Source organism: Peribacillus sp. NPDC097224, assembly GCF_044761985.1.
GTDB lineage: Bacteria > Bacillota > Bacilli > Bacillales > DSM-1321 > Peribacillus.
Genome location: NZ_JBIWDK010000001.1, coordinates 439,336 through 464,092, shown reverse-complemented (window position 1 = coordinate 464,092; position 24,757 = coordinate 439,336). Strand labels below are relative to the sequence as shown.

24 protein-coding genes are annotated in these 24,757 nt (G+C 39.9%); 4 read left to right on the top strand and 20 right to left on the bottom strand.

Going from position 1 to position 24,757, the window contains the following annotated elements; genetic code table 11:
* Positions 1-48: 48 nt before the first annotated feature.
* Positions 49-663 (bottom strand): YpjP family protein, encoded by a 615-nt coding sequence (locus ACIQXR_RS02370; RefSeq protein ID WP_402869008.1) that lies wholly within the window; start codon positions 661-663, stop codon positions 49-51.
* A gap of 432 nt (positions 664-1,095) precedes the next feature.
* Here ACIQXR_RS02370 and ggt point away from each other — a divergent pair, with 432 nt between their 5' ends.
* Positions 1,096-2,790, top strand: a complete 1,695-nt coding sequence (gene ggt / locus ACIQXR_RS02365) for a gamma-glutamyltransferase (RefSeq protein WP_402869010.1) — start codon at positions 1,096-1,098, stop codon at positions 2,788-2,790.
* A 2-nt stretch (positions 2,791-2,792) separates the two neighbouring features.
* Here ggt and ACIQXR_RS02360 read toward each other — a convergent pair whose 3' ends face one another.
* The 9 genes from ACIQXR_RS02360 to ACIQXR_RS02320 form a co-directional block, all read right to left on the bottom strand.
* The gene (locus ACIQXR_RS02360; RefSeq protein ID WP_402988152.1) at positions 2,793-3,572 is read right to left on the bottom strand and encodes a class I SAM-dependent methyltransferase; all 780 of its coding nucleotides are present in this window, start codon (positions 3,570-3,572) and stop codon (positions 2,793-2,795) included.
* Between the two features lie 79 nt (positions 3,573-3,651).
* The gene (locus tag ACIQXR_RS02355) at positions 3,652-4,086 is read right to left on the bottom strand and encodes a BrxA/BrxB family bacilliredoxin (protein ID WP_402956792.1); all 435 of its coding nucleotides are present in this window, start codon (positions 4,084-4,086) and stop codon (positions 3,652-3,654) included.
* Between the two features lie 195 nt (positions 4,087-4,281).
* Positions 4,282-5,967, bottom strand: a complete 1,686-nt coding sequence (gene ilvD, locus ACIQXR_RS02350) for a dihydroxy-acid dehydratase (protein WP_402869016.1) — start codon at positions 5,965-5,967, stop codon at positions 4,282-4,284.
* A 289-nt stretch (positions 5,968-6,256) separates the two neighbouring features.
* Positions 6,257-7,381 carry a conserved virulence factor C family protein gene (locus ACIQXR_RS02345; RefSeq protein WP_402869018.1) on the bottom strand — a complete coding sequence of 375 codons (1,125 nt, stop codon included), beginning with the start codon at positions 7,379-7,381 and terminating at the stop codon, positions 6,257-6,259.
* Positions 7,382-7,514: 133 nt separating this feature from the next.
* Positions 7,515-9,392 (bottom strand): ABC-F family ATP-binding cassette domain-containing protein, encoded by a 1,878-nt coding sequence (locus tag ACIQXR_RS02340; RefSeq protein ID WP_403079414.1) that lies wholly within the window; start codon positions 9,390-9,392, stop codon positions 7,515-7,517.
* Positions 9,389-10,033 carry an HD domain-containing protein gene (locus ACIQXR_RS02335; protein ID WP_402869022.1) on the bottom strand — a complete coding sequence of 215 codons (645 nt, stop codon included), beginning with the start codon at positions 10,031-10,033 and terminating at the stop codon, positions 9,389-9,391. Before ACIQXR_RS02335 ends, ACIQXR_RS02340 begins: the two co-directional genes overlap by 4 nt.
* Before the next feature lie 61 nt (positions 10,034-10,094).
* Complete coding sequence (locus ACIQXR_RS02330) at positions 10,095-10,940, bottom strand: DegV family protein (RefSeq protein WP_403079413.1); 846 nt, start codon at positions 10,938-10,940, stop codon at positions 10,095-10,097.
* Between the two features lie 132 nt (positions 10,941-11,072).
* On the bottom strand, positions 11,073-11,552 hold the full coding sequence (locus tag ACIQXR_RS02325; RefSeq protein WP_402869026.1) for a glutathione peroxidase: 480 nt from the start codon (positions 11,550-11,552) through the stop codon (positions 11,073-11,075).
* Positions 11,553-11,630: 78 nt separating this feature from the next.
* A complete protein-coding gene (locus tag ACIQXR_RS02320) occupies positions 11,631-12,173 on the bottom strand; it encodes a hypothetical protein (protein ID WP_402869028.1) in 543 nt (180 codons plus the stop codon).
* Positions 12,174-12,355: 182 nt separating this feature from the next.
* On the opposite strand from ACIQXR_RS02320, the gene metA reads away from it, so the two are divergent.
* Positions 12,356-13,264, top strand: coding sequence for a homoserine O-acetyltransferase MetA (gene metA, locus ACIQXR_RS02315; RefSeq protein WP_402869030.1), 909 nt, complete (start codon positions 12,356-12,358; stop codon positions 13,262-13,264).
* Positions 13,265-13,510: 246 nt separating this feature from the next.
* Here the strand turns inward: metA and ACIQXR_RS02310 are convergent, their stop codons facing one another.
* The 6 genes from ACIQXR_RS02310 to ACIQXR_RS02285 form a co-directional block, all read right to left on the bottom strand.
* Entirely contained in the window at positions 13,511-14,206 is a 696-nt protein-coding gene (locus tag ACIQXR_RS02310) for an AIM24 family protein (RefSeq protein WP_403079412.1), read from the bottom strand.
* Entirely contained in the window at positions 14,206-14,901 is a 696-nt protein-coding gene (locus tag ACIQXR_RS02305; RefSeq protein ID WP_402869033.1) for a class I SAM-dependent methyltransferase, read from the bottom strand. Before ACIQXR_RS02305 ends, ACIQXR_RS02310 begins: the two co-directional genes overlap by 1 nt.
* A 209-nt stretch (positions 14,902-15,110) precedes the next feature.
* On the bottom strand, positions 15,111-15,539 hold the full coding sequence (mntR, locus tag ACIQXR_RS02300; RefSeq protein WP_402869035.1) for a transcriptional regulator MntR: 429 nt from the start codon (positions 15,537-15,539) through the stop codon (positions 15,111-15,113).
* A gap of 94 nt (positions 15,540-15,633) precedes the next feature.
* Positions 15,634-17,805, bottom strand: a complete 2,172-nt coding sequence (locus tag ACIQXR_RS02295; protein WP_403079411.1) for a DNA topoisomerase III — start codon at positions 17,803-17,805, stop codon at positions 15,634-15,636.
* Positions 17,806-18,038: 233 nt separating this feature from the next.
* The gene (locus tag ACIQXR_RS02290) at positions 18,039-18,497 is read right to left on the bottom strand and encodes a hypothetical protein (RefSeq protein ID WP_402869038.1); all 459 of its coding nucleotides are present in this window, start codon (positions 18,495-18,497) and stop codon (positions 18,039-18,041) included.
* On the bottom strand, positions 18,487-18,867 hold the full coding sequence (locus ACIQXR_RS02285) for a hypothetical protein (protein ID WP_402869039.1): 381 nt from the start codon (positions 18,865-18,867) through the stop codon (positions 18,487-18,489). Before ACIQXR_RS02285 ends, ACIQXR_RS02290 begins: the two co-directional genes overlap by 11 nt.
* Positions 18,868-19,259: 392 nt before the next feature.
* On the opposite strand from ACIQXR_RS02285, the gene ACIQXR_RS02280 reads away from it, so the two are divergent.
* Entirely contained in the window at positions 19,260-19,703 is a 444-nt protein-coding gene (locus tag ACIQXR_RS02280) for a DUF5392 family protein (protein ID WP_402869040.1), read from the top strand.
* Positions 19,704-19,763: 60 nt separating this feature from the next.
* Here ACIQXR_RS02280 and ACIQXR_RS02275 read toward each other — a convergent pair whose 3' ends face one another.
* Both ACIQXR_RS02275 and ACIQXR_RS02270 read right to left on the bottom strand, forming a co-directional pair.
* Complete coding sequence (locus ACIQXR_RS02275) at positions 19,764-21,179, bottom strand: amino acid permease (protein ID WP_402869042.1); 1,416 nt, start codon at positions 21,177-21,179, stop codon at positions 19,764-19,766.
* Between the two features lie 105 nt (positions 21,180-21,284).
* Complete coding sequence (locus ACIQXR_RS02270) at positions 21,285-21,917, bottom strand: LysE family transporter (protein ID WP_402869043.1); 633 nt, start codon at positions 21,915-21,917, stop codon at positions 21,285-21,287.
* A gap of 210 nt (positions 21,918-22,127) precedes the next feature.
* On the opposite strand from ACIQXR_RS02270, the gene ACIQXR_RS02265 reads away from it, so the two are divergent.
* Entirely contained in the window at positions 22,128-22,760 is a 633-nt protein-coding gene (locus ACIQXR_RS02265) for a LysE family translocator (RefSeq protein WP_402956776.1), read from the top strand.
* Positions 22,761-22,971: 211 nt separating this feature from the next.
* Here the strand turns inward: ACIQXR_RS02265 and ACIQXR_RS02260 are convergent, their stop codons facing one another.
* Entirely contained in the window at positions 22,972-23,415 is a 444-nt protein-coding gene (locus tag ACIQXR_RS02260) for a general stress protein (protein WP_402869047.1), read from the bottom strand.
* Between the two features lie 81 nt (positions 23,416-23,496).
* On the bottom strand, positions 23,497-24,744 hold the full coding sequence (locus ACIQXR_RS02255; protein WP_402869049.1) for a glutamate-5-semialdehyde dehydrogenase: 1,248 nt from the start codon (positions 24,742-24,744) through the stop codon (positions 23,497-23,499).
* Between the last annotated feature and the right edge of the window lie 13 nt (positions 24,745-24,757).

Genomic DNA, 24,757 nt, shown 5'->3' with positions numbered 1-24,757 from the left:
ATTATCATCATACTCTTCCCTTTAGATAAAATCAATGAACGAAGAGATTTAGGATATTCTATCTTGATTCGTCCATTTGGGAGGAGTGTTTTTATCCCAATATATTTTCCCGATGTCATAATGCGTGGCAAAAGAATCGTGGTACGTGTGATAATGAAAATTAAACCAATATCCTTCTAACGGTGGATTTTCCTGCCTAACATGGAATCGGATGACATCATTTCCACTTATCGAGTCATAAATATGAAAAATTTTTTCGGATCTACCTGCACTTGGCCGCTCCGTGATAGTTAGCTGTTGCAGTTTTTCATCAGGAAATTGGTTCGCCATATCGTTTACCGTCTCTTCTATTTTCGGCAAAATGATCATTTTGAACTCATCACCTATTTTAGGGTTTATTTTTTCACCAAATTTCACATAAGCGCTTTCTTCTGCTTTATCAAGAATATCCGATAAAAAGTTATCACGGTCGAAATGATTGAAGCCACTAGATTCCTGTGCAGAAGGAAATGGTGTATGGTCTTCTTGCACTACCCCTTTTTTCGAATCTTTTAAAGAGTCAGCATCAGCTAACCATGCCAAATCTGTAGGTGTGACAAGGCCAAACGTTAAAACGGAAACTAAAATGACAAGACTTTTCCTAAACCATGTTGCCGTTTTCAAACCATTATCCCCCCCTCCTGTTGTTCCTTTTTTTTAGTATACTGCGATTTTCCAGGTAATACGAATATATAATACCCCATGTTTCAAAAATCGCCAAAAAGGATAAATACCTATATGCAACATACGTGTTGCATCTTTTATACCATTTTTCACTATAAATATATAAATTAAAGGATTATTAGGTAATTTGTAGAACTTAAATAGATTCAGGTATCTTTTTAAGGAGGGCTTATAAATGGCTTTGACTACAACCGCCATGGTGGCTTTATGTCTTGTTACATTAGCATTTTTCGTATATTTATCATTTGCTGATTAAGACTAAAATACTTATGAAAGAGTCCTTGTCATTCTATTAATGGCAAGGTTTTCTTTTCAATGAAGTTCGTCTCTAGCTCAAGAAAGAACTTAAGACGATATACTGGAGGAATTTTGATGGAAAACATCGATGAAAAAACCAAAGAAGAAAACTATAAAAGAGAAACGGCAACAGGAAAAGCTGGTATGGTCGTCACGGCTCATCCAGTTGCGACTAAAATCGGGGAAAAGATCTTACGCGATGGCGGAAATGCCGTTGATGCAGCAGTAGCCATCCAATTTGCATTAAATATCGTGGAACCTATGATGACAGGAATAGGCGGCAGTGGATTCCTTATGGTTTATAATGAAAAAAGTAAAAAAACGAAGATATTCGATGGACATGTCAGGGCACCTAAAGCGGCATATCCTGAATTGTTCCTGGATGAAAATGGGGAGGTTATTCCCTTTAAAGAGCGTTCGACAAAAGGGACGGCAGTTGGCATTCCAGGAATTCTAAAGGCGATGGATGAAGCGCTCAATGAATATGGCAGCAAGCCATTAGCCGAACTCATTGAACCCTCTATAGAATTTGCTGAAAATGGGGTCCCGGTCAACTGGGTACTTTGTGATGCCCTTAAAAACTTTGAATATCGATTGGGTGATGAAGCGCGAAACTTCTTCATGCCCGAAGGAAAACCATACCAGGTGGGAGATATATTAGTTAAGGAAAAGCTGGCAAACACTTATAGGATTTTACAACGCGAAGGGGTATCTGCTTTTTATGAGGGCGAGATCGGCGAAGGAATCATTTCCTGTATCAAGGAACAAGGCGGATTCATGGAAATGGCCGATTTAAGAGATTACAAAGCAACCGTTGATGAACCCATGGTCGGCACCTATAAAGATTATAAAATTGTCTCTTCGATGGCTCCTAGCGCGGGAGGGTTTACCGTCATTCAAATATTAAAGATATTAGAATCATTCCATCTAGAGCAATATGATGTACGTTCCTGGGAGAAATATTATCTGATAGCGGAAGCGATGCGTCTGGCCTTTACAGATAAAAAGGCATTTCTGGCTGATCCCGAATTTGCCGAATTACCGCTTACGGGTCTTATGCATGACGAATATATAGCTGAACGACGGAAGTTCATTAATTTCAAGTCACGGAACAATGCCATTGATTTCGGAAATCCATGGAAGTATGATTCCGTGAAGCAAAGGGAAGTGATTCAACAGCCAAATGATGAAGAACGCAGTGAAACCACCCACTTCACGGTGCGCGACAGATGGGGCAACATCGCGGCTTGCACCTCGACTGTTGAGCACCCTTTCGGTTCTGGCATCATGGTTTCCGACTATGGTTTCATGTTGAATAATGAATTGACCGACTTTGATTCCGTTCCAGGCGGCATGAATGAAGTACAGCCTAATAAACGACCAGTAAGCTGTAAGAGTCCGACCATCATTTTTAAAGACAATCAACCCATTTTAACACTTGGTTCCCCTGGGGGACCGACAATCATTAGCTCAGTTGTCCAAACCATCATTAATGTGCTCGATTTCAAAATGGACTTAAAGGCGGCAATCGAAGAACCAAGAATTTTCACGCCGATGGGCCCACATATTGAATGGGAAGCCGGGATTGATATGAACAGCAAGGGACACCTCGAAGGAATGGGATTTGCCTTCAATGAAGTCCCCCACTCAATCGGTAATGTCCAGGCCATACAAATCAACCCATTGGACGGTTCGAATTATGGCGCTGCTGATTCCAGCCGTGAAGGCTGTGCAATGGGTCTTGATGAAGGGGATTATCAGACCGAATGAATTCATAAAATGGAAATGAAGCCATAATGGAATTTTGAGGTTTTTCGTTCCAACACGTCAAATCCAAATCTCTGGAAGCGGGTACTGCGAAAATGATCTTTCAACACAACTCTTTTTCGTGCGACCCGCTTGGCTTCATTTATTATTTCCATGGTGAAATCATGATTTGCAGCAAAATGGGTCAGGCCTTTAATGCCATTAGATTCTTCAATGGTCTCCTCAAACATCGGATCAAAATAGACGACATCGAAATGATTATCCGGTAAAGTTTTCAATAACTCATTATGATTAGCCTCCATAACTTCTATCCTCCTCATTACCGATAACATCCACTCTTCTGCATCACTCCAAGTCTTTAAACCATGGTCCACAAGTAATGCCAAGTATTTATTTTCCTCCAGCGCTAACACACGCCCTTTACTACCGACTGCAAAACTAGCGACAATGGAGTCAGCACCTAATCCCAATGTACAATCAAGCACGGAGTCCCCTTCTTTAATATCCCCTGCAATAAGAAAGGGATCAGCCTCCCCATTCAGTAATCGCTTCAATCGAATCATCGCTAAGTTAGGATGGAAAAAGAAAGGCTCCCTCTCTCCGTACCGGTATATTTCCATTCTATTTCTCCCGAAAACGAGACAATCATCCTTGTCGTTTTCCCTTTGGATATCCTGAATCGAACGTTTTCTCCTCGATACAAAAGGAATCTTTTGATCCATCGCGAACTCTTTTGCCAACTCTATAACATCTTGGTCAGCTCGTCCAGCTGTAGTCACAAACATGTACCTGCTCCTTTAATAATCTGAATTTGAAAAAGAATGCCCTTTTACAGGACATTCTTTTTTTTTTACTTATTTTATTTTACTTTACATTATCGAATGCTACCAAGAGATTTTCCATGATAGCTTCCATAGGCTGGCCTTCAATATCATGGCGAGGAATGAAATGAACGACCTCTTTCCCTTTTAATAGAGCCATGGATGGAGAAGAAGGTTCAATCCCATTAAAGTACTCACGCATTTTAGCTGTCGCTTCTTTATCTTGCCCTGCAAATACAGTGACTAGATTATTTGGCTTCTTCTCTGCTTGGAGTACAGCTTGAGTCGCTGCTGGACGAGCTAAACCTGCAGCACAGCCACAAACTGAATTGACGACAACAAGTGTAGTCCCTTCGGCTGCCTCCATGAATTCCTCAACCTTTTCAGCTGTTTCCAATTCCTTAAAACCCGCTTGCACCAATTCAGCACGCATTGGCTTCACCATTTGTTTCATGTATTCATCATAAGCCATAGACATAATAATTCCCCCTTGAAATAACTAGATGACTATAAGGATACTATAATTTATGTTCATAATGCAAAGTTGACGCTTAAACCTTCTACGAAAGGCGAACCTTAACCTTGAATCCACACAATTTAGGTTTACCAACATCCAAGCCCTGCATAGAAAATAGGCAGCAGAATTATCTGCTGCCACCCTTTCATTTGTGAATTAAATCTTCATGACGCCGCCAGTGCTTGCATTGGTGACAAGCTTGGAATAACGACCCAGATACCCTCTTGTTACCTTTGGTTCGAAGCCTTTCCAATTCGCTTTGCGTTTTTCAAATTCTTCGTCAGAAATTTCCAATTGGATGATACGGTTATTCAAATCCAGCTCAATGATATCTCCATTTTCTACAAAGGCTATTGGTCCTCCTTCGGCTGCTTCAGGAGATATATGACCGATACTGATCCCTCTAGAAGCACCTGAGAAACGCCCATCGGTAATTAAACCTACCTTGGCCCCAAGACCCCTGCCGACGATTTGCGAAGTTGGTGCCAGCATTTCCGGCATACCCGGTCCGCCTTTAGGTCCTTCATATCGAATGACCACGACATCCCCTTCTTTTACTTTACCAGTAATAATTCCTGACAACGCATCTTCTTGGGAATCAAAGCAGATTGCGGGACCTCGGTGATACCCGCCGACAGACTCGTCTACGGCACCAACTTTAATGATCGATCCTAGAGGAGCCAGATTCCCGAATAATACCGCAAGTCCTCCACGTTCGGAATGTGGGTTATCTAGGGTATGGATGACATCCGTATTCAAGATTTCGCAGCCTTCCACATTTTCACGTAGCGTTTTACCGGATACAGACAGACAATCACCATTGAAAGCTCCTGGCTTTTTCAGTAACTCATGAATAATAGCACTGACCCCACCCGCATTATGGACATCTTCAATATGATAATCCGATGCCGGTGCAATCTTTGCAAGATGTGGTACCCTTCCGGCTATTTCATTGATTCTCTCCATTGGATACTCAAAACCTGCTTCATGGGCCAAAGCAAGGGTATGAAGGACGGTATTGGTCGATCCACCCATGGCCATATCCAAAGCAAATGCATTATCAATCGCTTCCATCGTAACGATATCGCGCGGTTTACGATCCATTTTGATTAGTTCCATCAGTTGTTTAGCTGATTTCTTTACGAATTCCTTTCGTTCTTCAGCTACGGCTAGAATAGTACCATTACCTGGAAGGGCAAGACCTAATCCTTCAGCTAAACAGTTCATCGAATTGGCAGTAAACATCCCTGAACAAGAACCGCACGTAGGACATGCCACTTGTTCGATTTCTTCTAAGTCTTCTGCTTCAATATTACCTGCTTGATAGGCTCCAACACCCTCAAAGACAGATGTTAAGGATAGAGACTTACCATTCTTATCTTTTCCAGCCTTCATAGGTCCTCCGCTGACGAACATCGTCGGGATATTGACACGAAGTGCCCCCATCATCATCCCTGGTGTAATCTTGTCACAGTTTGGAATGCAAACCATCCCATCAAACCAATGTGCAGAAACAACCGTTTCTACGGAGTCAGCAATGATTTCACGACTTGGTAAAGAATAACGCATACCAATATGTCCCATGGCGATTCCATCGTCTACTCCGATCGTATTGAATTCAAATGGAACCCCGCCAGCTTCCCTGATTGCTTCCTTCACGATCTTACCGAATTCCTGAAGATGGACGTGCCCAGGAACGATATCAATATATGAATTACAAACCGCAATGAACGGTTTGCCGAAATCTTCTTCTTTAACACCCGCTGCACGCAATAGACTTCTATGTGGAGCACGGTCAACCCCTTTTGTAATCATGTCGCTTCTCATTTTTGCTGTAGACATTTATGTAGCCCCCTCATTTTAGCAAATCAACATTGAATATATTAACTTTTTATAATACTCTAAAAATTCTAACATAAATGTGGTCAAATGTAACCATTCTAGCTCAAAGTTTTCTACATAAACATTTTTCTAAAATAGTAGAAAAGGGATTTATTCATATAAACGGATGATTTTATCCATTTTTCACCTAATCTTTCATCCCTTTTTTATAAAAAAAGAGGATGACCAACAAACACGTCCTTACACGGTCTGTGATTATCCTCTTTCGGTCTTTAAACTTACTTATTTTTTACTTTCTTGATTCCGTCATTTGTTTCCATACAGAACCTTTCGCTTCTTCCCCATTCTCGATTCTATCAAGGGCCATTTTCACTTGGAGTGCGACTTCAAATTCGGGGTCTTGTTCAGCTTTCTTTAAAAAAGGTAGGATGGATTCATCACCAACTTCGTATAAAAACATGGCTGCCCTCCATCTCACTAGTTTATTTTTATCCGATAGAGATAATGCCATTTCACCCATTGCTTCCTCAAACCCAAGATCAGATAAACAGTCCCCGGCCGTCCTTCTTACAGCGGCACTTGAATCCCTCAATGCTTTATATAAGCTAGGAAGGACTTTTGGGTCTTCAATCATCCCTAAATATACAGCAGCAAGTCGACGAATGGAAACTTTGCTATCGGCAAGGGCTTTTTCCAGTACCGGAATATCTTCAACCGTCGGATCGCTCATCTGATCCAATAATTGATATCTCTTTTCCCAACTTTCATCGTCTAACATGTCAACGGTCAATTTTATTTTGGGGCGATTGATGACCGGTTCTTTTTTATCCACGGTTTCTTGGGCGGCATCAACTAATTTATTAATTCTTTCCTCCGGATAAGCTGCAACCAATTCTGCCGCTACTTCCTTGACGATGTCTTCCATTTCTCCGTAGCGAATGCCGTAATCCTTCCATTTACGAAGTAGGACGACATTATCATCTTCTTTTTGCGAAGCTGATATGCCCTTAATGAAATACTCCGGTAACGCAAAACGTTTTTCGTGTGTGCTATCATTTGCTTTAATCTGCATGGGAATACCTTTAAATTGTTGGATGGAAACGGAAACTTCTCCATAATGCTCATTTATTTGCGCTTGTTGATTTTGTTTTCCAGTATCCTCACCGAAAACTTGGCGAACTTGGACCAAAATATCTTTCCAATCAAATTTCGCATTACGTTCGACTGCTAAAAAGTCAGCCACATGGTATACACCCTTGACACCGTCAATTTGTAACATGTCTTTTATCATTTGCGGCGCAAGTTCCGCTTGATCTTTTTTATAATTATTGCTCTTGCCTGCTGGCAATTCTTCCGTAAGATTAATTTTCATTGTATTTGGACTTGGCGTAGGTTCTATCGATTTAATATTCAATGCTTTTCTCTCCTTTATCAATACGTATCCTCGTGTCCTAGATTTTATCACACTGGCAAGAGATTCTCATGCAATTGAGATTCACCGAAAAAAAGACCGGGCCAAGCTAACGCATCCTGGCCCAGTCTTCAGCTTATTCCCCTTCAAGTTTTTCAGCGAGATATGTCCATCTCTCCATTGTATACTCTAACTTTTCGTTAAGCTCTTTTTCTTCTTCTAGAAGCAGGCGGACCTTTTCAAAATCACTGCCGGCTGCTGACATTTCGGCTGTGATATCCTTCAGGCGACCTTCGACTTGCTCCATTTTCCCTTCGATTTCTTCCCATTCCTTACTTTCCGCATAAGTAAGCTTTTTCTTCTTCTTTTCCGTCCGATTAGGCTGTGGCTCGATAGTTTTTTGAGGAACCGTTTCTTCTGTCTTTTCCTCTAAAAACTCAGAGTAGTTTCCGTAATAAAAATCTATTTTACCTTTATCTTTGAAGACGAGTAGTTGGTGACAAGTTTTATCAAGAAAGTACCGATCATGCGAAACGGTGATGACGACTCCCGAAAACGTTTCTAAATAGTCTTCAAGGACTGTCAAGGTTTGTGTATCCAGGTCATTTGTCGGTTCATCCAATAAAAGGACATTGGGTGAACCCATCAAGATGTTCAATAAATAAAGTCGTCTTTTTTCTCCTCCTGAAAGTTTCCGTATCGGAGTGCCATGCGAACCCATGGGGAACAAGAACCTCTCAAGCATTTGTGCAGCGGATATGAAGCTACCATCTTTAAGAGCAATTGAATCAGCCGTTTGCCGGATATATTCGATCATTCGGAGATTTTCATCCATATCGATGCTTTCTTGTGTATAGTAGCCGATTTTGACGGTTTGCCCGATTTCAAGATTCCCACCATCCAACGGTTCGCGTCCGGCCAAGATATTCAATAGTGTGGATTTTCCACTTCCGTTATTACCGACAATCCCAATACGATCGCCTGGCTTGAAAAGGAAAGATAAATCTTTGATAATTGTCTGATTACCGAATGATTTGGAGATGCCTTGCAGTTCCAACACTTTTTTCCCTAGACGGGCGCCGCTTAATTCCATTTCAAGGCTTTCGTTTTTCTGCTTATCCTTAACACCGGTTTCTAACGTTTCAAAACGCTGAATCCTAGCCTTTTGCTTCGTTGAGCGCGCCTTGGCCCCTTTGCGGATCCAGGCCAATTCTTTTTTGAAGAGACTCTCTTTTTTTGAACGTTCAGTTGATTCATTTTCTTCCCTTATGGCTTTTGATTCAAGGTAGTCTGCATAATTCCCCTTGTATTCAAAAAGCTGAGCTTGAGCTATTTCCCATATTTTATTGGACACACGATCAAGAAAATATCGATCATGGGTCACAAATAAGACGGATTTCTGATACTTTGATAAGTATTCTTCCAACCAGGTGATACTTTCAAAATCCAGATGGTTGGTTGGCTCATCCAAAATGAGCAAATCAGGAGTTTCTATCAATGTCTTTGCCAATGCTGCCCGTTTCTTTTGTCCACCTGAAAGCTCACCCAATTTCCGAGAATGATCAGGAAGGCCTAGCTTAGTCAAGATTGTCCGGGCATTGGCGCTAGTATCCCAGGCATTAAGAGCATCCATAGATTGTTGTTGCTTCAATAATCGATTTTGCACTTCACTATTTTGGGGATCGATTTGCAATTGCACCAATGTTTTTTCATATTCTTTTATCAAGGAGAATACGGGTGTCGAACTTTCATACATATACTCCATAATGGTCAATTGTTCATCAAAGTCAGGATCTTGTGATAAATAAGAAATTGTATAGTCATTCGGATGATCCTTCGTACCCAGGTCACTTTCTTCCAATCCAGCTATAATATTCAACAGCGTGGATTTACCGGTCCCATTTATACCGACGATCCCGATCTTTTCACCTTCACTGATGGATAAAGAAACATCTTTAAAAAGAAGCTTCTCTCCTTGGGTTTTCATTACATGTTCCATGCTAAAAACTTTCATAAACGTACATCCCATTCCTTATAGAATTCTTCTAGAAAACGAACCATGTATTCATGGCGTTCACTCGCGATATTCTTCGCTGTATCTGTGTTAAGCAAGTCTTGTAAACGTAATAATTTTTCATAAAAATGGTGGACGGAAGAGCTTTTACCCATTCGATATTCCTGCTTGGTCATCTCTTCACGGACCGAGAGAGATGGATCATACATAGGTTGTCCCTTTTTACCCCCATACGCAAATGTTCTTGCAATTCCAATCGCCCCGAGAGCATCCAAACGATCGGCATCCTGAACAATTTCAGCTTCGACGGACGTCAGATTCACTTCTCCAGCACTGTAGGAAATGGTAGAAATAATCTCCTTTATCTCCTTAACCGTATTCAGGTCCACCCCGGTCATCTTCAACCAATCATCGAGCTTATTCCAACCTGCTTCCATATCATCATTCAATTTATCATCTGGAATATCATGAAGGAGGGCTGCCATCTCAATTATGAATTCATTACCCTTTTTTTCTTCACGTGCAATATGTAAGGCCAGCTTCCGAACCCGATTGATATGATACCAATCATGGCCACTGACATCAGATTTTAATTGTTCGTAGACAAATGATTCCGTTTGTTCAATTATTGTTTTTTGCATTTCACCACTCCATGTCCTTTCTATTTTACCATGGTTCTAATTTTTAGAAAGGGAAATTGCCCTAAACTTCCTTGAACCAACTGATCCCGATTGTCTGTTCACCTGTATGCACCCCTATTGCACTACCTAGTGGTGATATATGTATTTTCACTTCTGGAAACTCTTCTGTAATCCTCTTTTCCCATGGTTCGGCCTGAACGGGTGAACCTCCGTACAAGATACTGCATTCTTTTACCTTACCCAATGAAATGGATTTGCGTAATTCATGGAATATTTGATTTTCCGCTTTCTTAAGATTTCGAGTTTTCGTTTTGGTTTGCAGCAACCCATTCTCTATGGTTATGATCGGTTTTAAGCTCAATAGACTTCCAAGGTAATACTGAGTCCCCGTTAACCGCCCACTCCGGTGTAGTTGGTCTAATGAGCCAATCAAGACATATGTCTCATGGCTATCTGCATACTTCCTTGTAAGGGTGAAAGCTTCTTCCATTGAGAATCCGCTGTTTATATAGTACATGAGCCTTTTTAATAACAGAATCATCGGATACGATATAAGCAAGGTGTCAAAAACATCCACAGGTATCGTGACAAGTTGTGCTGCCTGACGGCTTGAGGAGACCGTCCCACTCAATTTACTTGAGAGATGGATGGAAACCACCCGATCATAGTCTTTTTCAAGTTTCCTATACAACTCGTAAAAGGTGCCCACGGATGGCTGGGAGGTGGTCGGGACCTTATTTTCCTCCTTCATTTTGCGATATAGTTCTTCAGGTAGTAGGTCGACACCATCTTCGTATTCCTCACCATCCATGATGACAATCATAGGAACGACATATACATGTTCATTTTGAGATAGTTCCTCGTCCAATAAAGCCGTACTGTCCGTAACCCATGCAATCCGTTCCATTGTTTCCCTCCTGGGTAAAATAGTTGTTACCTATTATATTCCACTTCATCCCCATTTTTCCCCCTTTAAATTACGGACCCTTTTATTCCTTAAATAAAAAGCCCACCGATAAGAACACGGTGGGCCATTGAATCATGATAGCAATTTTTTTATATCTTCTTCCATTTCAAGCGGTTTTGTTTTGGGAGCATAGCGGTTCACAATATTCCCTTCACGGTCGATCAAGAATTTGGTGAAGTTCCATTTTATTGACTTCGATCCCATCATTCCTGGTGCATTCTCCGTTATATAGCTAAATAGCGGGTGAGCATCCTTTCCATTCACATTCACTTTCGCAAACATTGGAAAGGTTACACCGTGATTGAGCTTACAATAGGAATCGATTTCAAGCTCGTCGCCAGGCTCTTGGTTGAGGAACTGATTGCAAGGAAACCCTAGAACTTCCAGACCGTCCTCTTTGTATTGCACATATAGGCTCTGCAGGTCATCATACTGTGGTGAAAATCCACATTTACTAGCCGTGTTAACTATAATCAATACTTTTCCCTTGTATTCCTCAAGCGAAATGACATCACCATTGATCTTTTTCACTTCAAATTCATAAATGGACATATATGATCTCTCCCTTTAGCCCTGATGAGGTCATTTTACCTTAAGTGAAGGAAACTTTTCCAGTTTGAGTGTTCTTGATTAGTTATTTAAAGAACCTTCAACAATTTGTATGGATTGTATCAGATACTCTACCATATCTTCTAAATCTTCCATTTGCTCTTCCTTTATAAGTCTTCCGAAAGAAATACCAAATGTTGAATGGCATGATGAGGATGGTTCTTTTTCACTAACCGTTTCAGAAGTAGTCAATTTAATGATTCTCTCACTCCCCCAAAGGGTCTCGAGTTCAATTAATATATTTCTAACTTCCAAGCTGTTGAGCTTTCTCGGTATGGAAATGAATAAATTCACGGCACAACCGGAATGCGTATCATTCAGGTTCGACTGCAGCAGCTCGGAACTTAAATTCTCCAGTGAAGCGTATACCTCAAAGCCGCCGGTCACAGAATCAGTATGCTCTGATTCTTTCATTTCTAACTCAATTTTATATTTCCTTGCAAGTGTTGAGAGATTGACGATATCATCACGACCAATAACCAATATATCCCCAATGAGGTCGCGATCATATACCGCTCCTTCCAATACCACTTTCATATTCTCATATGCTGTAGGATCAAACAATATCCATATACCCCTCTTCTAGATTCTTAACTGTCATAAACAAGTTTTATATAACTCATCATCATTTTACCATTCTACAAAATTCTTATGAGGATCTAAAAAAATAAAAAAATCGCTTTTCTATTTTTAAATTTTCTATATAATTGAAATATTATGATTTCACAAAGGAGGCAAAGCTAACTATGCCAATCAAAATACCAAGACACCTGCCAGCTAAAGAGATTTTAGAAGAAGAGAACATCTTTGTAATGGATGAGGAACGGGCAATCAGCCAGGAAATCCGGCCATTAAATATATTGATTTTAAACCTTATGCCTGAAAAAGAAAAAACAGAGGCACAGTTACTGCGTTTTCTTGGCAACACGCCTATTCAAGTAAATATATCATTTCTGGGTTTGAGTACCCATGAATCCAAAAACACAAGTAAATTTCATTTAAATCAATTTTATAATTCTTTTGAAGACATTCGTTCAAAAAAATATGATGGGATGATCATCACGGGAGCACCTGTCGAAAAGATGGACTTTCAAGAAGTTAATTATTGGGAAGAATTAAAAGATATCATGAACTGGTCAAGCAAAAATGTCACATCCACCCTACATATTTGTTGGGGGGCTCAAGCAGCTCTATACCACCATTATGGTATAGGTAAATATGAGCTTCCGGAAAAATGCTTTGGCATCTATAAACATGAGGTTCTTGAACCGAATGAAGACCTCGTCCGTGGCTTCGACGATTATTTCTTGGCTCCTCATTCTCGCTATACTGACATAGATTATCAAAAGTTAGTGAATCATCCCGAACTGAAAATCTTAGCACAATCAGATCAAGCCGGTGTGTTAATAGCCGCTTCCACCGATTCAAAGAGAATTATGGTGACTGGTCATTTCGAGTATGATGCGGGAACGCTCGGTGACGAATATAAACGCGATATTGAACGCGGAATCGAAACCCAGCTCCCCGAAAACTACTTTCCGGATAATGACCCATCTAAAACTCCGTTGCATCGTTGGAAAAGTCACTGTAGCCTCATGTTTTCCAACTGGCTCAATTATTACGTCTATCAATCCACGCCATATGATTGGGATTGAAAGCGAAAGAAAAAAAGGGTCTTTGTCCGTTGATTGCCCTTTTTGGGGGAACCTGCCACACATCTGTCTAATGAAAAATCCTGATGAGAAACTCAGGATTTTTTTATTTCGCACTAGAATGAAATGATATTGAATACCTATGTCTGTTAAATGCAAACGTGTATCTACTCATCCTTTTTCTTCATTCTCAAATCATTCATTTACTACTCTTCTATTATCATAAAAAAAGGAATCCAATTTTACTTTTTAAGACTCTTTATCGCCAAAATATACTTCTTCATAGGGCTGGACAACAATAAACCCCTGTCCTTCGAATTTCATCTGAACTGACTCTCCGCTTCCTCTCCCAAAAAATGATTTCAAGGATACATCCGTTACGAAGTCTGGCTGTAAGTTCCCTGACCAGGCGACGGTCGCATTTGGATCTGTATAGACTGGCTTTCCCTTTTCAACAAGTAAAGTGAGGGGTTCGTTGTGTGATGTGAACGCAACCATCCCATTTCCTTCAAGCCTGACATTGAACAATCCACCAGCCAACAATCCGGCAATGCGTCTCATCATTTTAATGTCCCATTTCACACTTGATTCAAAGGCAAGTAAATCATTGCCGTTTATACAAATGGCCTCTCCATTCAATTGTATAATCGAAATCTTCTTTCCTTGGTCGGCCACATATAGCTTCCCTTTCCCTGTCGCTTTCATTAAAGAGGTACCTTCACCAGTAAAGGCTTTCTTAAATAATTTTCCAATCCCATGCTCCAGCATGCCTTCTCGTTCGAACTTAATACTGCCCCGGTATGAAATCATCGTCCCCATTTTGGCCCAGATTTGTTGTTCGAGATTGATTTCAAGAATTCGTTCCGTCTCCAGTTCAAATAATCCCTGGCCCTTATCCTGCTGTTTCGTTTTTTCGACAAATTGATTGATATGATATTTTTCCATCATTGAATACCTTCTTTTTGAAAGAGGAAGAGCCACATAAATGAAACGGATTGTTTCAATTCTTTTGAAAAGTGACCTAGCTTGGAGTAGTCCACCCCTCTTTTTTCAACACCAGTCTCAGCGACTAGCTTCCAACCAGTAGATAGTGCAAGCTTTTCAAACTCCCAGGCCTGCATCGTATTCATGATCACATCTTCACCAAATAACCGTTGGTAACTAAATTTTTTACGAGGCTCCGCCGTAGGTCCTAGTATTCCAAAACATACATATCCCCCGGGCTTTATAATTCGATGTATTTCCTTCATCACCGTCAGTGGCTCACCAGTATATTCAAGTGAATTGATCACCAAAGCGGCATCCATTTCATCATCCTTAAATGGGAGACTGTAAAAATCTCCTTGAGTAAAAGAAAGGCCGGGTTGTTGGTCGGCATTTTCCTTAGCCAATTCAACCATGACGTTTGAAAGGTCCACACCTGTAACAATGTAACCGGCTTGGGCGAGTTTTGAAGAACCGACCCCGTCTCCGCAACCTATATCCACAACCTTCGATGCCGCCTCCACATACTCAGAAAAGAAAGGAATGATCTTTTTACGACTACCGGTCTCCCACATTTCCTGTGAATTCTTCGCCCATCTAGGGGCAAAAACATCCCATTTCTTTTCTGCTTCTTTATGCCAAGTTTTTAAATTCAAATGTTATTCCCCCATTTCACATAGTTTTTCAGATTTACTGATCGCACTTTTTCATGATTTAAATGGATATATTTTATGGTATTTCAAAATATCCCCTTTATAATAGCTATTCTGTTTTAAGACTAAAAATCCTCTTTTCCCCGTCATGTGGTTACTTATTTAAGAAACGAATGATGGTTTTAGAGCAAAAAAAAACTGCCCATGGCAGCTTATTTTGCATTTTCTTCATTTTTCTTTTGTATATTTCTTAAATCCTCAACCCGGCTAGGTGATTCCTCAAAGAATTCTACAAGGTCACCAATTCGGTCTATCGCATTCCAGCTCAGGTGATGCTCGATTCCTTCAACATCATGGTAGATATTTTCTTCCTTGACCCCTATCAATCGTAGCATCTGCTCCAATAATTCATGACGGTAAACAAGTCGTTTACCCACTTTTTTACCATTTGCTGTCAAAACCAAACCACGATACTTCTCATAGATTAAATACTTTTCGTGGTCTAACTTTTGTACCATCTTCGTCACTGAAGAAGGATGTACAGAAAGGTTTTCAGCAATATCCGAAACCCTTGCATATCCTTTTTCTTCTATAAGTAAATATATCTGTTCTATGTAATCCTCCATGCTCGGTGTAGGCATCAGGAATCCTCCCATTCAAACGCATATCTAAAAATCTTACTATAAAAACGACCCTGAAACAAGATTATATCGTCTCAGGGCATGGTAGAAACGCTTAATTTTGCTTAACTGGTTGATCCGATATAAATTTAAAAATTACCTTCTTCTCGGTATCAGACCAAATTAAAGCAGCATCAAACGTCTTGTCCCCTTTTTTGAAACCACTGATCACATCGGTTTCTCCATGGGATAAAAGCTTTTTAACATTGACCTGACTGATTTTTTTATTAAGGATTTTTTTTGAGACGGTAAAGTTACATTTGGTTTTCTGATAACTTGCACATCCATAGAATTCCCCTTTATCGACAACTTTAGCACCACATTTCTTGCAACTTCCTACTGATGTCACACTTTTTTTCTTAAAACCCGGTCTTTGAATCGAATCGATATCTAAACCTTGAAAGTCCCAGGTTTCACAAGACTCAACGGCATCGCTAATAATCTTTGTGGACATCTTTTTAACGGCTTCCATGAAAGCACCCGCGGAAGCCTTACCTTCCCCGATTTCCCTTAGGCGCTGCTCCCATTTAGCCGTCATTTCTGGAGAAGCAAGGATTTTCTCGCCAATTGCTGTAATGAGAACCTTCCCTTTATCGGTTGCAAATACCTGGTTTTTCTTAACATCAATATATTTTCGATCTTTCAGCATGGTAATGATCCCCGCACGTGTCGCTTCGGTTCCTAAGCCTTCTGTTTTCATCAGGACCTTTTCAAGCTCTTCATTTTCCAGATGCTTTCCCGCCGTTTTCATCAAGGTTATTAGCTGACCCTCTGTATAACGCTTCGGTGGCTGGGTTTTTCCTTCTTTCACTTTTACCTTGGACACTAGCCCAGAATCGCCTTGTTTAAGGAGGGGTAAAAGAACATCATCATCTTTCTCATCTTGAAAAATGACCTTACGCCACCCTTCTTGAATCTGTTGTTTACCCTTTGAAATGAACTCGGCCCTCTTCTCGACCTTTGTCTTGATCGTCGTGTAATCAAAAATGGCTTTTTCATAATGTGCCGCAATCAGTCTTCGTACCACTAAATCATATATATTACGTTCCTCACCGGAAAGTCGTTTTGGATCTACAACCTGTTCTGTCGGAATGATGGCATAGTGATCCGTAACTTTTTTTTCGTTAACAAATCGTTTATTGTCGCTGATACTGGAGATAGGTAACGGGAAAAAGGGTTGATATTCTGAAAATCCACTTAATTTTTGCATAATGTCCGGAAATGTTTCAGCTTCGCCTTTAGTGACATAGTTGGAATCCGACCGTGGATAGGATACAATTCCTTTTTGGTATAAACTTTGAACGATATCCAGGGTTTTTTTAGGTGAGTACTTATAGAGCTTATTCACAGTTGCTTGCAATGACGACAGATTAAATAAGAGCGGAGGCTGAAACTCTTTTCTTTCCGTTGTCATATCGGCAATTTCAGCTTCTTTTCCCTTACAAAATGCAGCTATTTTCTCTGCCATCTCTTTAGTCTGGATTCTCGAATCATTATTTTGTTGCCATTTTCCCTGATACTTCTTTCCATCCATCTTGAAGTCTGCAAATACTTCCCAAAACGGTTCTGATTTGAACCGTTCGATTTCCAATTCCCTTTTGACTATCAAAGCAAGGGTTGGGGTCTGAACGCGACCTGCTGAAAATACATCCGATACACCCTTTTTTTTCAAGAGAATGCTATATACCCTTGATGCATTCATGCCTACTACCCAATCCGCACAAGCACGCGTATACGCTTCATGATAAAGTGGCCTGGTTTTCTCTTCACTGATTAGATTTTGAAACCCTTCATATATGGCCTTTGGAGTCAGTGAGGAAATCCACAAACGTTTCATCGGCTTTTTGACATGACATAGTGAAATGATATTACGTACAATCAATTCCCCTTCGCGACCAGCATCCCCAGCATGAATGATTTCATCAACATTCGGTTTACTCAGCAAAGTCTTGACCACATTGAACTGTTTGGCCTTTTGGCGGGTCACTTCGTATTGAAATTTTTCCGGTATCATCGGCAGGGTATCAATCGACCATTTTTTCCAGTTAGAATGATAGGTTTCCGGTGATACTAGTTGACATAAATGACCGACTGCCCACGTTACATAAGCGCCATCGGGGAAAAGCTCGTTTGGCATGATTTCTATATATCCTTGCTGTTTCTTCGATTTAAATTGAGCTGCCAATGTTGAACCTTGATCAGGTTTCTCGGCAATGATCAGCTTCATATTCTCTTCACCTAATCCGTTACAAAATACTTTCACACTTATATTATACCTTAATTATGAAAATCGGAAAGATAGGGGGTCGCTTTTGTCCCAGGTCCCCATTTGAAAACATTGAACTATCCTGCTGCAGTCAGGTAGTCAGTTCGAAAATGATATGGCGTTTGTAGACGACATAAAAGGCCGACTATCCATTTGATAGTCGGCTTTTCATATGAGTTGCTTCATTAATATGCTTACTTAAAGATAATAGAGATTATTTCCTCAGTCTCCATTTCACTATCTATCACATAAGAACCCGGACGTAAATTGTTCGCCTTGCCCTTCTTTTCGACTTCATTAAAGAAATCTTGGGCATTCAGGATGATTTTCGACCGTTTAAGATGTTTACCAACATCAATGCTGGTCATGCCTTTGGTAACTTTCAGGACCGTCCGATAAATAATCTTTTCGCTCGTCCCTTTTTCAGCTACCTCCTGGTTGGCTTTCAATTCATCAAGTTGCTCTTGATATTCTTTTTCGGTATGAATGACATACCCTTCAGAAGTTAACTTGTTTTTCATCTCATCATCAGATAATTTTTCTACTGTTTTTGTGCTAGCCGTTTCTTCAGAATCGAAGAAATATACTGCTCCGCATATACCTGCTGCAACAAGAATGCCACCGGCAAAGCTGCGCATCGATTTAGATGTCATTGACAACTTTTCTCCTTTCGTTCTTTGCTTTTATGTAAGGAGCAAGTAGGTTTTCTATGTCTTCAATAGATCGTTCTTTTTTTGCTGCTATGCTATCGATTGAATATCCACGTTTATATAAATCTAGTACATCGTGCAACAAAATCCACTTCTCAGGGGGTCCAGACAGTAAACCTGCTTCTTGTGCCATTATTTCAGCATCTATCTCAAGACTTCTTATTTGCATTTGTAATTGGCTTACTTCGTCTCCAAAGGTACTTGTAACCTGTTCAATTTGCTGTTCTACTTTCATCGAATCCGTCTTTATAAACGAAAAAATGAAGAGTAAAACTGCCACACCAAACAAAATGGCTAACGTCCATGACATCATTCTATTTCCTCCTTAACCTTATAAATCCTTCTAGCTTACTCATTATAGCTGGATTTAGTCGAAAACTCGATTTTAATTAGCCGAACCTTGATAAAACAGAACAAAAGTCATGTATTTATGACAAAAAAATACGTGATTACTAAATTATTAAAGATTTTCATGTATAATCCCCCATTTTCCAATCCCTAAGATTCTTCTACTCTTTCTCACTCTTACTAGCCATTTCTCGTGTCCCCCCTTTAACGTATAATAAATGACAAATAATTTTTTACACGTTAGAATGTATGTAATCACGAATTACTATGAAAGATTTTTTAAAATGATTATATTAATGGATGATCTTTTTATATAGAAGGAAAAACTAGCAGCAGCGATTACTAAAGGAGGATACGATGAATATAAAGGTCAAGAATATTCCACACTCTATGCAAAGTGAATTGAAGAAAATCCAAATGAAATTAAATCCCTTATTGAAGAAAAATATGAAGTATGGTTTCTTCTCCACCGTAATGATAGGATTTTCCGTCATAAACCTTTTTTTCCTCTTGTTTATGAATGATTCTTATCCTATTTCTAAAATAGCACTATGTATTTATGCACTAATAGGTGCAATAGGATTTGCTTTAATGAAAGAAAATAAACACAACCAAAAAGAAATAGTGAAAATGAGCCAAAAGTTTGTCCTTGAGAGAATGAAAAAAAGTACCTATCTAACGGATGCAAGGAAAAATAATTATTATCAAAAAGTGAATGAGCACCCTTTTTTAGCGATGAATGTTTTCATTGAGTTTCTGGCCGAAGAAGAACAAAGAAAGAACAACTCCTCCCATAGTTAAATCCGTTAACAAAATCTAAACAAAAAATGGAACCCGACACGATAAGTCGGGTTCCATTTTTTAATCTAGTTCCGATCTTTTGGCCCTCGCCGTCATCGCCTTGTCCTTATTCCAAACCTTTAACTTCATATAAATGGTAGCAAGCCCGATGATTATGATGAATAATAAACTGATGAAGAATCCAGGACGTATCTCCTTTTCAAGAAGGGTTCCACTAACTGTTATAAGTATTAAAACAATCCCGAAAATAGCAATGACTTTACTCCACAATTTATGTTCGAGAATTTTAAGCGAAGAAAGTATGATGAAACCCCAATTATACAAAAGTAAGATACCAGCTGATGTTGTAATGTATTCATAAATCTTTCCTGGCAGTAGTAAAGCTGTAATAATGGACCCCAGGAGCCCTATGGCTGCCAGAACGAGAGAAGGTAACGGAAGGTCTTTAAACTTCTTTATCTTCTTCATGAAAAATGAAGGGGCATTTCCATCATCCGCAAGTGTCACCAACAAATTGGTTACCCCAAATAATGAAGCGGTCATCGTTGAAAAGCCCGCTATGATGATGGCTCCATTAAAAACATGTGGAAAGAATGTAAGATGATAACTATCAATGGCTGTTACAAAGGGACTTTCCTTTTCACTGAATGCTTCCATCGAAACCATTGTCACGGCTAATCCTAAAGATATTACATAGATGATGGTCAGAACTAAAAGCATGATGGTTCCTGCCTTTTGCGCATCTTCTTTCTTTTTCAATTGCATTGCCATCAGCCCTATCACTTCAATGCCGCCAAATGCATAAAAAGCATAAATGAGCGATGTCCAAAAACCTTTCATCCTTTTTGGAAATAATTCATGGTACGTATTCGGAAATGAAGGCGGCTTTCCACCATCTAATCCAAACCAACCAACTACCGCACATATGGCAATGATGATAAACATGAAGATAGCCGCTGTCTTGATAACTGCAAGGATGTTTTCAACTCTGTCAAAACCCTTTGTTCCCAGCAAAACGACCACTATTGAAACAAGCGCGAATCCAGAGGCAAATAGCCATAATGGCACCTTTGGAAACCAAAATTGAGAGAGGAGAGAAAGTGCTGTTAGCTGGCTACCCATTATCAAAATATTAGAGGACCAATAATTCCAGCCACTGCTAAAGCCAGCCCATCTTCCGAATGCTTTATTAGCATAATAACAAAATGAACCCTTTTGAGGGTCTGCAGCTGTCATTTTAGCAAGTAGATTATATACGATATATGTACCTAACGCAGCCAATACAAAGGAAAACACAATGGATGGCCCAGTTGTTTTAATTCCTATTGTCGAACCTAGAAAATACCCTGTCCCAATCGTGCATCCGACACCGACTAAGGATAGCTGCCACCATTTCATGTCACCTTGTTGTTCACTTGAAACAGAGTTTTTAGCGGCATTCCCTTTTGCTGAGCTGCAATTGGCTTCTGTTTTCATAAGAATTTCCCCTTCCATCATCCATAGTATGAATAAACCTACAATGAATTATGTTAGAAAGAAGTTCCATAATGAAATAGAAACGCGGTAAAGAGATTTAGAACCTTATGAAACGATGGCTTTAATGCCTTGATAAGCAAAATAACCACCAAAGCCTAAAAGTGATGCACCCGAAGTGATGGATATGACCCTTAAGCTTCTTTCTGTTAAAAATCTCCTAAACCCATTCGTCAATAAGGCTACAAAAAAATCCCAGCAAGTGAGGCCCAGAAATATCATCCCGCTATAAATGAATACCTGCGACGTACCATAACTGGATGCGGTTTTAGCTAAAATCGACCCGTATATCCCTAACCAAAACAAAATAGATAATGGACTGGTCACCGACATAATGAACCCGGTTAAAAAACAGGAAAATAAGGAATCCCTATTTCTATATTGATTTAAGGTTATTTTGTTGGACTGTACAACGCTTTCGACCCCCGTATAAATGAGAATGAATCCACCAAAGAGCCAAAGGAAAATTTGAACGACTGGTATCTCTAAGAACCTTACCATGCCAATATAAACTAAAATCATGAAAATGGCATCTGCTATCATGGATCCTGCCCCAACAATCCACGCATGCCAAAATCCATTCTTGATTCCTTTATCTATTCGAGCGGAATTTACCGGGCCAATTGGGGCAGCAAGGGTTATTCCTAAAAAGAAGTAACTTAAAAGTAAATGTACACTCAAAAGCATCCCTCCATTCGTTTAGGTAATAACTTGTACATTCTATGAGAAAATCCCCAACCTATTACCTTTACCTGGAATATATTGCTCACATGGATCCAAAGGTTTTCCATCCCTTCTGACCAAGCTTTTTAGGATTATAAAAAAGTTGGTTTGAGAGTCCGCTCGTTTGAATACATTCAAATTAAGAGATATCAATGAAGGGGTGATACTTTGGATTTAGTTGTTTTTTTAAGCTACGTATTCTTAGGCTTGTCAATAGCGGTTCCTATCGGTCCTATTAATGCTGCTCAATTGGACATTGGAATTAAGAAAGGGTTTTTCCATGCCTGGATTTTCGGCTGGGGCGCCATTTTAGCGGATACTGTCTTTATAGCCCTTGTCTTTTTTGGTTTTATCCATTTTATGGACAACTCCTTCCTGAAGACGTTTTTATGGATTTTTGGATTTTTCGTTCTGACTTATACAGGGATTGAAAGCCTCCTAAGCGCTGGAAAGATTGAAGTGAATAATCAAAAGTCCAATGACCGACTTGCTTCTTCATTCTTATCTGGGTTCATTATGTCGCTTTCGAACCCTTTATCCATTTTGTTTTGGTTAGGTATTTATGGTTCGGTACTTGCAAACTCCGTTTCAAAATATGATATGTCTCATTTACTCATTTATAGCTTGGGAATTCTTCTTGGACTTTTATTATGGGATTTCACGATGGCTATCGTCTCCAGTTCCCTTAGACGATTTTTATCGAAACCTATACTCACAGGCATTTCGATAATATCGGGAGTTTCTTTAATAGGAATCGGTATATACTTTTCCATTCAAGCAGCAAAGCTTTTATTTACATAAGAGTCATTACCTTTCGTAAACAATGATAATAAGAGTGCCTCTTCTTCCATGTCAGGTGTAGGTATAGCCTGACATTTTGTTTCACTCAAGTGCCCGAAACAACCTGTACGCACAAAAAAAAGAGAATGCCTAAGCATCCTCTAAGTACTAACATTCCTAACATAGAAACAGAAACGTTCTGGTATGTATTTCTCAATAGTTAATCTATCTGTCATTTATCTAAATGAGTATCTGCAACGACCAAGATTTTCCCAGCCTTGATATCCTCTACATACTGTTTTGCTTCAGCCTTATCCAATCCAAAATCCATTAATGGTTTTTCCAATCCACCTGCACCTGATGCTGCACCTGCAGCAGCTCCACCAAATGTGGCAAATAACGGGCCTGCGGCCAAAATTGGTCCGATGCCAGGTACTGCAAGTGCACTCATTCCAATAAGTAGACCAGTTAAACCAACTGCCCCTCCCGCCGTTGCACCCGCTATAAATCCATCCGTTTTAGTAGGACTCACTTCTTCAATTTCATTAGACAAATTCTTACTATCTTTTGCCACAACTGAAATCTGATCGGATGTATATCCTTCTTTCTTTAACTGTTCAACTGCTACCATTGCTTCATTTTCATTATTAAAAATTTCTATAAATCTCTTGTCCATGGTATCTGCTCCTTTAAAAAGTAATGTACTATACCATTACCCGTTAAAATGCTTTACTAATCATCATGAACTAGAATGCTTCTACTCTCTTATTTGACCTTGACCATATATAAAATACTTGCTTGAGGTCAAGGCAGGTAACCCCATAGGTCCACGAGCATGAAGTTTTTGCGTGGAAATGCCAATTTCGGCACCGTATCCGAATTCGAAACCGTCTGTAAAGCGTGTCGAAGCATTATGATAAACAGCGGCTGCATCTACCTTTTTCAAGAAGGTCGCCGCATTTGAATCGTCGTTGGTAAGGATCGCTTCGGAATGCTTCGTACCATAACGATTAATATGTTCGATGGCATCAGATACATCCTTGATAATTTTCACACTGATTTTCAGTGCTAAATATTCAGCGGACCAATCTTCTTCCGTCGCCATTTTGGCTGGTGAAAAAGCGGCACAGACCGTATCATCCCCAAATATCTCTATACCTCTTTCATCCAAGGCTTCTAATAAACGATGTCCATGGCTTTCAAACCAATTTTCATGAACTAGCAAACTTTCAATGGCATTGCACACGGAAGGGCGCTGAGTTTTTCCGTTCAAGACTACCTTCTCCGCCATAGCCGGATCAGCCGTTTCATCAATGAAAATATGACAATTGCCTGCCCCGGTTTCAAGAACCGGAACACTTGACTCTTTCATGACGGTTTCAATTAAATTCTTTCCTCCCCGAGGAATCAAGACATCTAAATAATCGTTAAGATGGAATAGCTCTTTAGCCGTTTCACGACTGGTGTCTTCAATTAGTTGAACGGCATCCACGGGGATGGCTGTACCCTCTAATGCCTTGTGGATAGACGAAACCAAGGCCTTATTAGAAGATTTGGCAGATGAACTACCACGTAAGATGACTGCATTACCCGTTTTCAAAGATAAAGTCGCAGCATCTATGGTCACATTCGGCCTTGCTTCATAAATCATGCCAATGACCCCAATCGGAACTCGTAGCTTTTTAATCAATAAGCCATTATCCTTTTCAATCGTTTCTAGTTCTTCGCCAACTGGATCTTTTAAGTCAACTAAAAGGCGAATGGCCGCCGCCATATCTTCAATCCGTTTTCCATTCAGCATGATGCGGTCCAATACCGATTCATTCATTCCTTTTTGGCGGCCCATATCTAGATCCTTTTTGTTTTCGGCCAAAATGTATTCCTTATCTAAGACCAGGCGTTGAGCTACTTTTTCAAGTGCCTCATTTTTCACTTCAGTAGACAGGCCGATCAGCTGATAACTTGCGCTCTTGGCCGCTTTTCCTTTTGCTAACACTTCACTCATATCCATAAACCCC

Coding starts and splice junctions, on each gene's coding strand:
- ACIQXR_RS02255 (WP_402869049.1), bottom strand. CDS start 24,744: ATGAGTGAAGTGTTAGCAAAAGGAAAAGCGGCCAAGAGCGCAAGTTAT.
- ilvD (WP_402869016.1), bottom strand. CDS start 5,967: ATGTCTACAGCAAAAATGAGAAGCGACATGATTACAAAAGGGGTTGAC.
- ACIQXR_RS02355 (WP_402956792.1), bottom strand. CDS start 4,086: ATGTCTATGGCTTATGATGAATACATGAAACAAATGGTGAAGCCAATG.
- ACIQXR_RS02290 (WP_402869038.1), bottom strand. CDS start 18,497: ATGACATCTAAATCGATGCGCAGCTTTGCCGGTGGCATTCTTGTTGCA.
- ACIQXR_RS02330 (WP_403079413.1), bottom strand. CDS start 10,940: ATGGAACGGATTGCATGGGTTACGGACAGTACGGCTTTATTGGACGAG.
- ACIQXR_RS02275 (WP_402869042.1), bottom strand. CDS start 21,179: ATGAAAACAGAAGCCAATTGCAGCTCAGCAAAAGGGAATGCCGCTAAA.
- ACIQXR_RS02310 (WP_403079412.1), bottom strand. CDS start 14,206: ATGGAAAAATATCATATCAATCAATTTGTCGAAAAAACGAAACAGCAG.
- ACIQXR_RS02295 (WP_403079411.1), bottom strand. CDS start 17,805: ATGAAGCTGATCATTGCCGAGAAACCTGATCAAGGTTCAACATTGGCA.
- ACIQXR_RS02335 (WP_402869022.1), bottom strand. CDS start 10,033: ATGCAAAAAACAATAATTGAACAAACGGAATCATTTGTCTACGAACAA.
- ggt (WP_402869010.1), top strand. CDS start 1,096: ATGGAAAACATCGATGAAAAAACCAAAGAAGAAAACTATAAAAGAGAA.
- mntR (WP_402869035.1), bottom strand. CDS start 15,539: ATGCCTACACCGAGCATGGAGGATTACATAGAACAGATATATTTACTT.
- ACIQXR_RS02325 (WP_402869026.1), bottom strand. CDS start 11,552: ATGTCCATTTATGAATTTGAAGTGAAAAAGATCAATGGTGATGTCATT.
- ACIQXR_RS02285 (WP_402869039.1), bottom strand. CDS start 18,867: ATGATGTCATGGACGTTAGCCATTTTGTTTGGTGTGGCAGTTTTACTC.
- ACIQXR_RS02280 (WP_402869040.1), top strand. CDS start 19,260: ATGAATATAAAGGTCAAGAATATTCCACACTCTATGCAAAGTGAATTG.
- ACIQXR_RS02340 (WP_403079414.1), bottom strand. CDS start 9,392: ATGAAAGTTTTTAGCATGGAACATGTAATGAAAACCCAAGGAGAGAAG.
- metA (WP_402869030.1), top strand. CDS start 12,356: ATGCCAATCAAAATACCAAGACACCTGCCAGCTAAAGAGATTTTAGAA.
- ACIQXR_RS02260 (WP_402869047.1), bottom strand. CDS start 23,415: ATGGACAAGAGATTTATAGAAATTTTTAATAATGAAAATGAAGCAATG.
- ACIQXR_RS02360 (WP_402988152.1), bottom strand. CDS start 3,572: ATGTTTGTGACTACAGCTGGACGAGCTGACCAAGATGTTATAGAGTTG.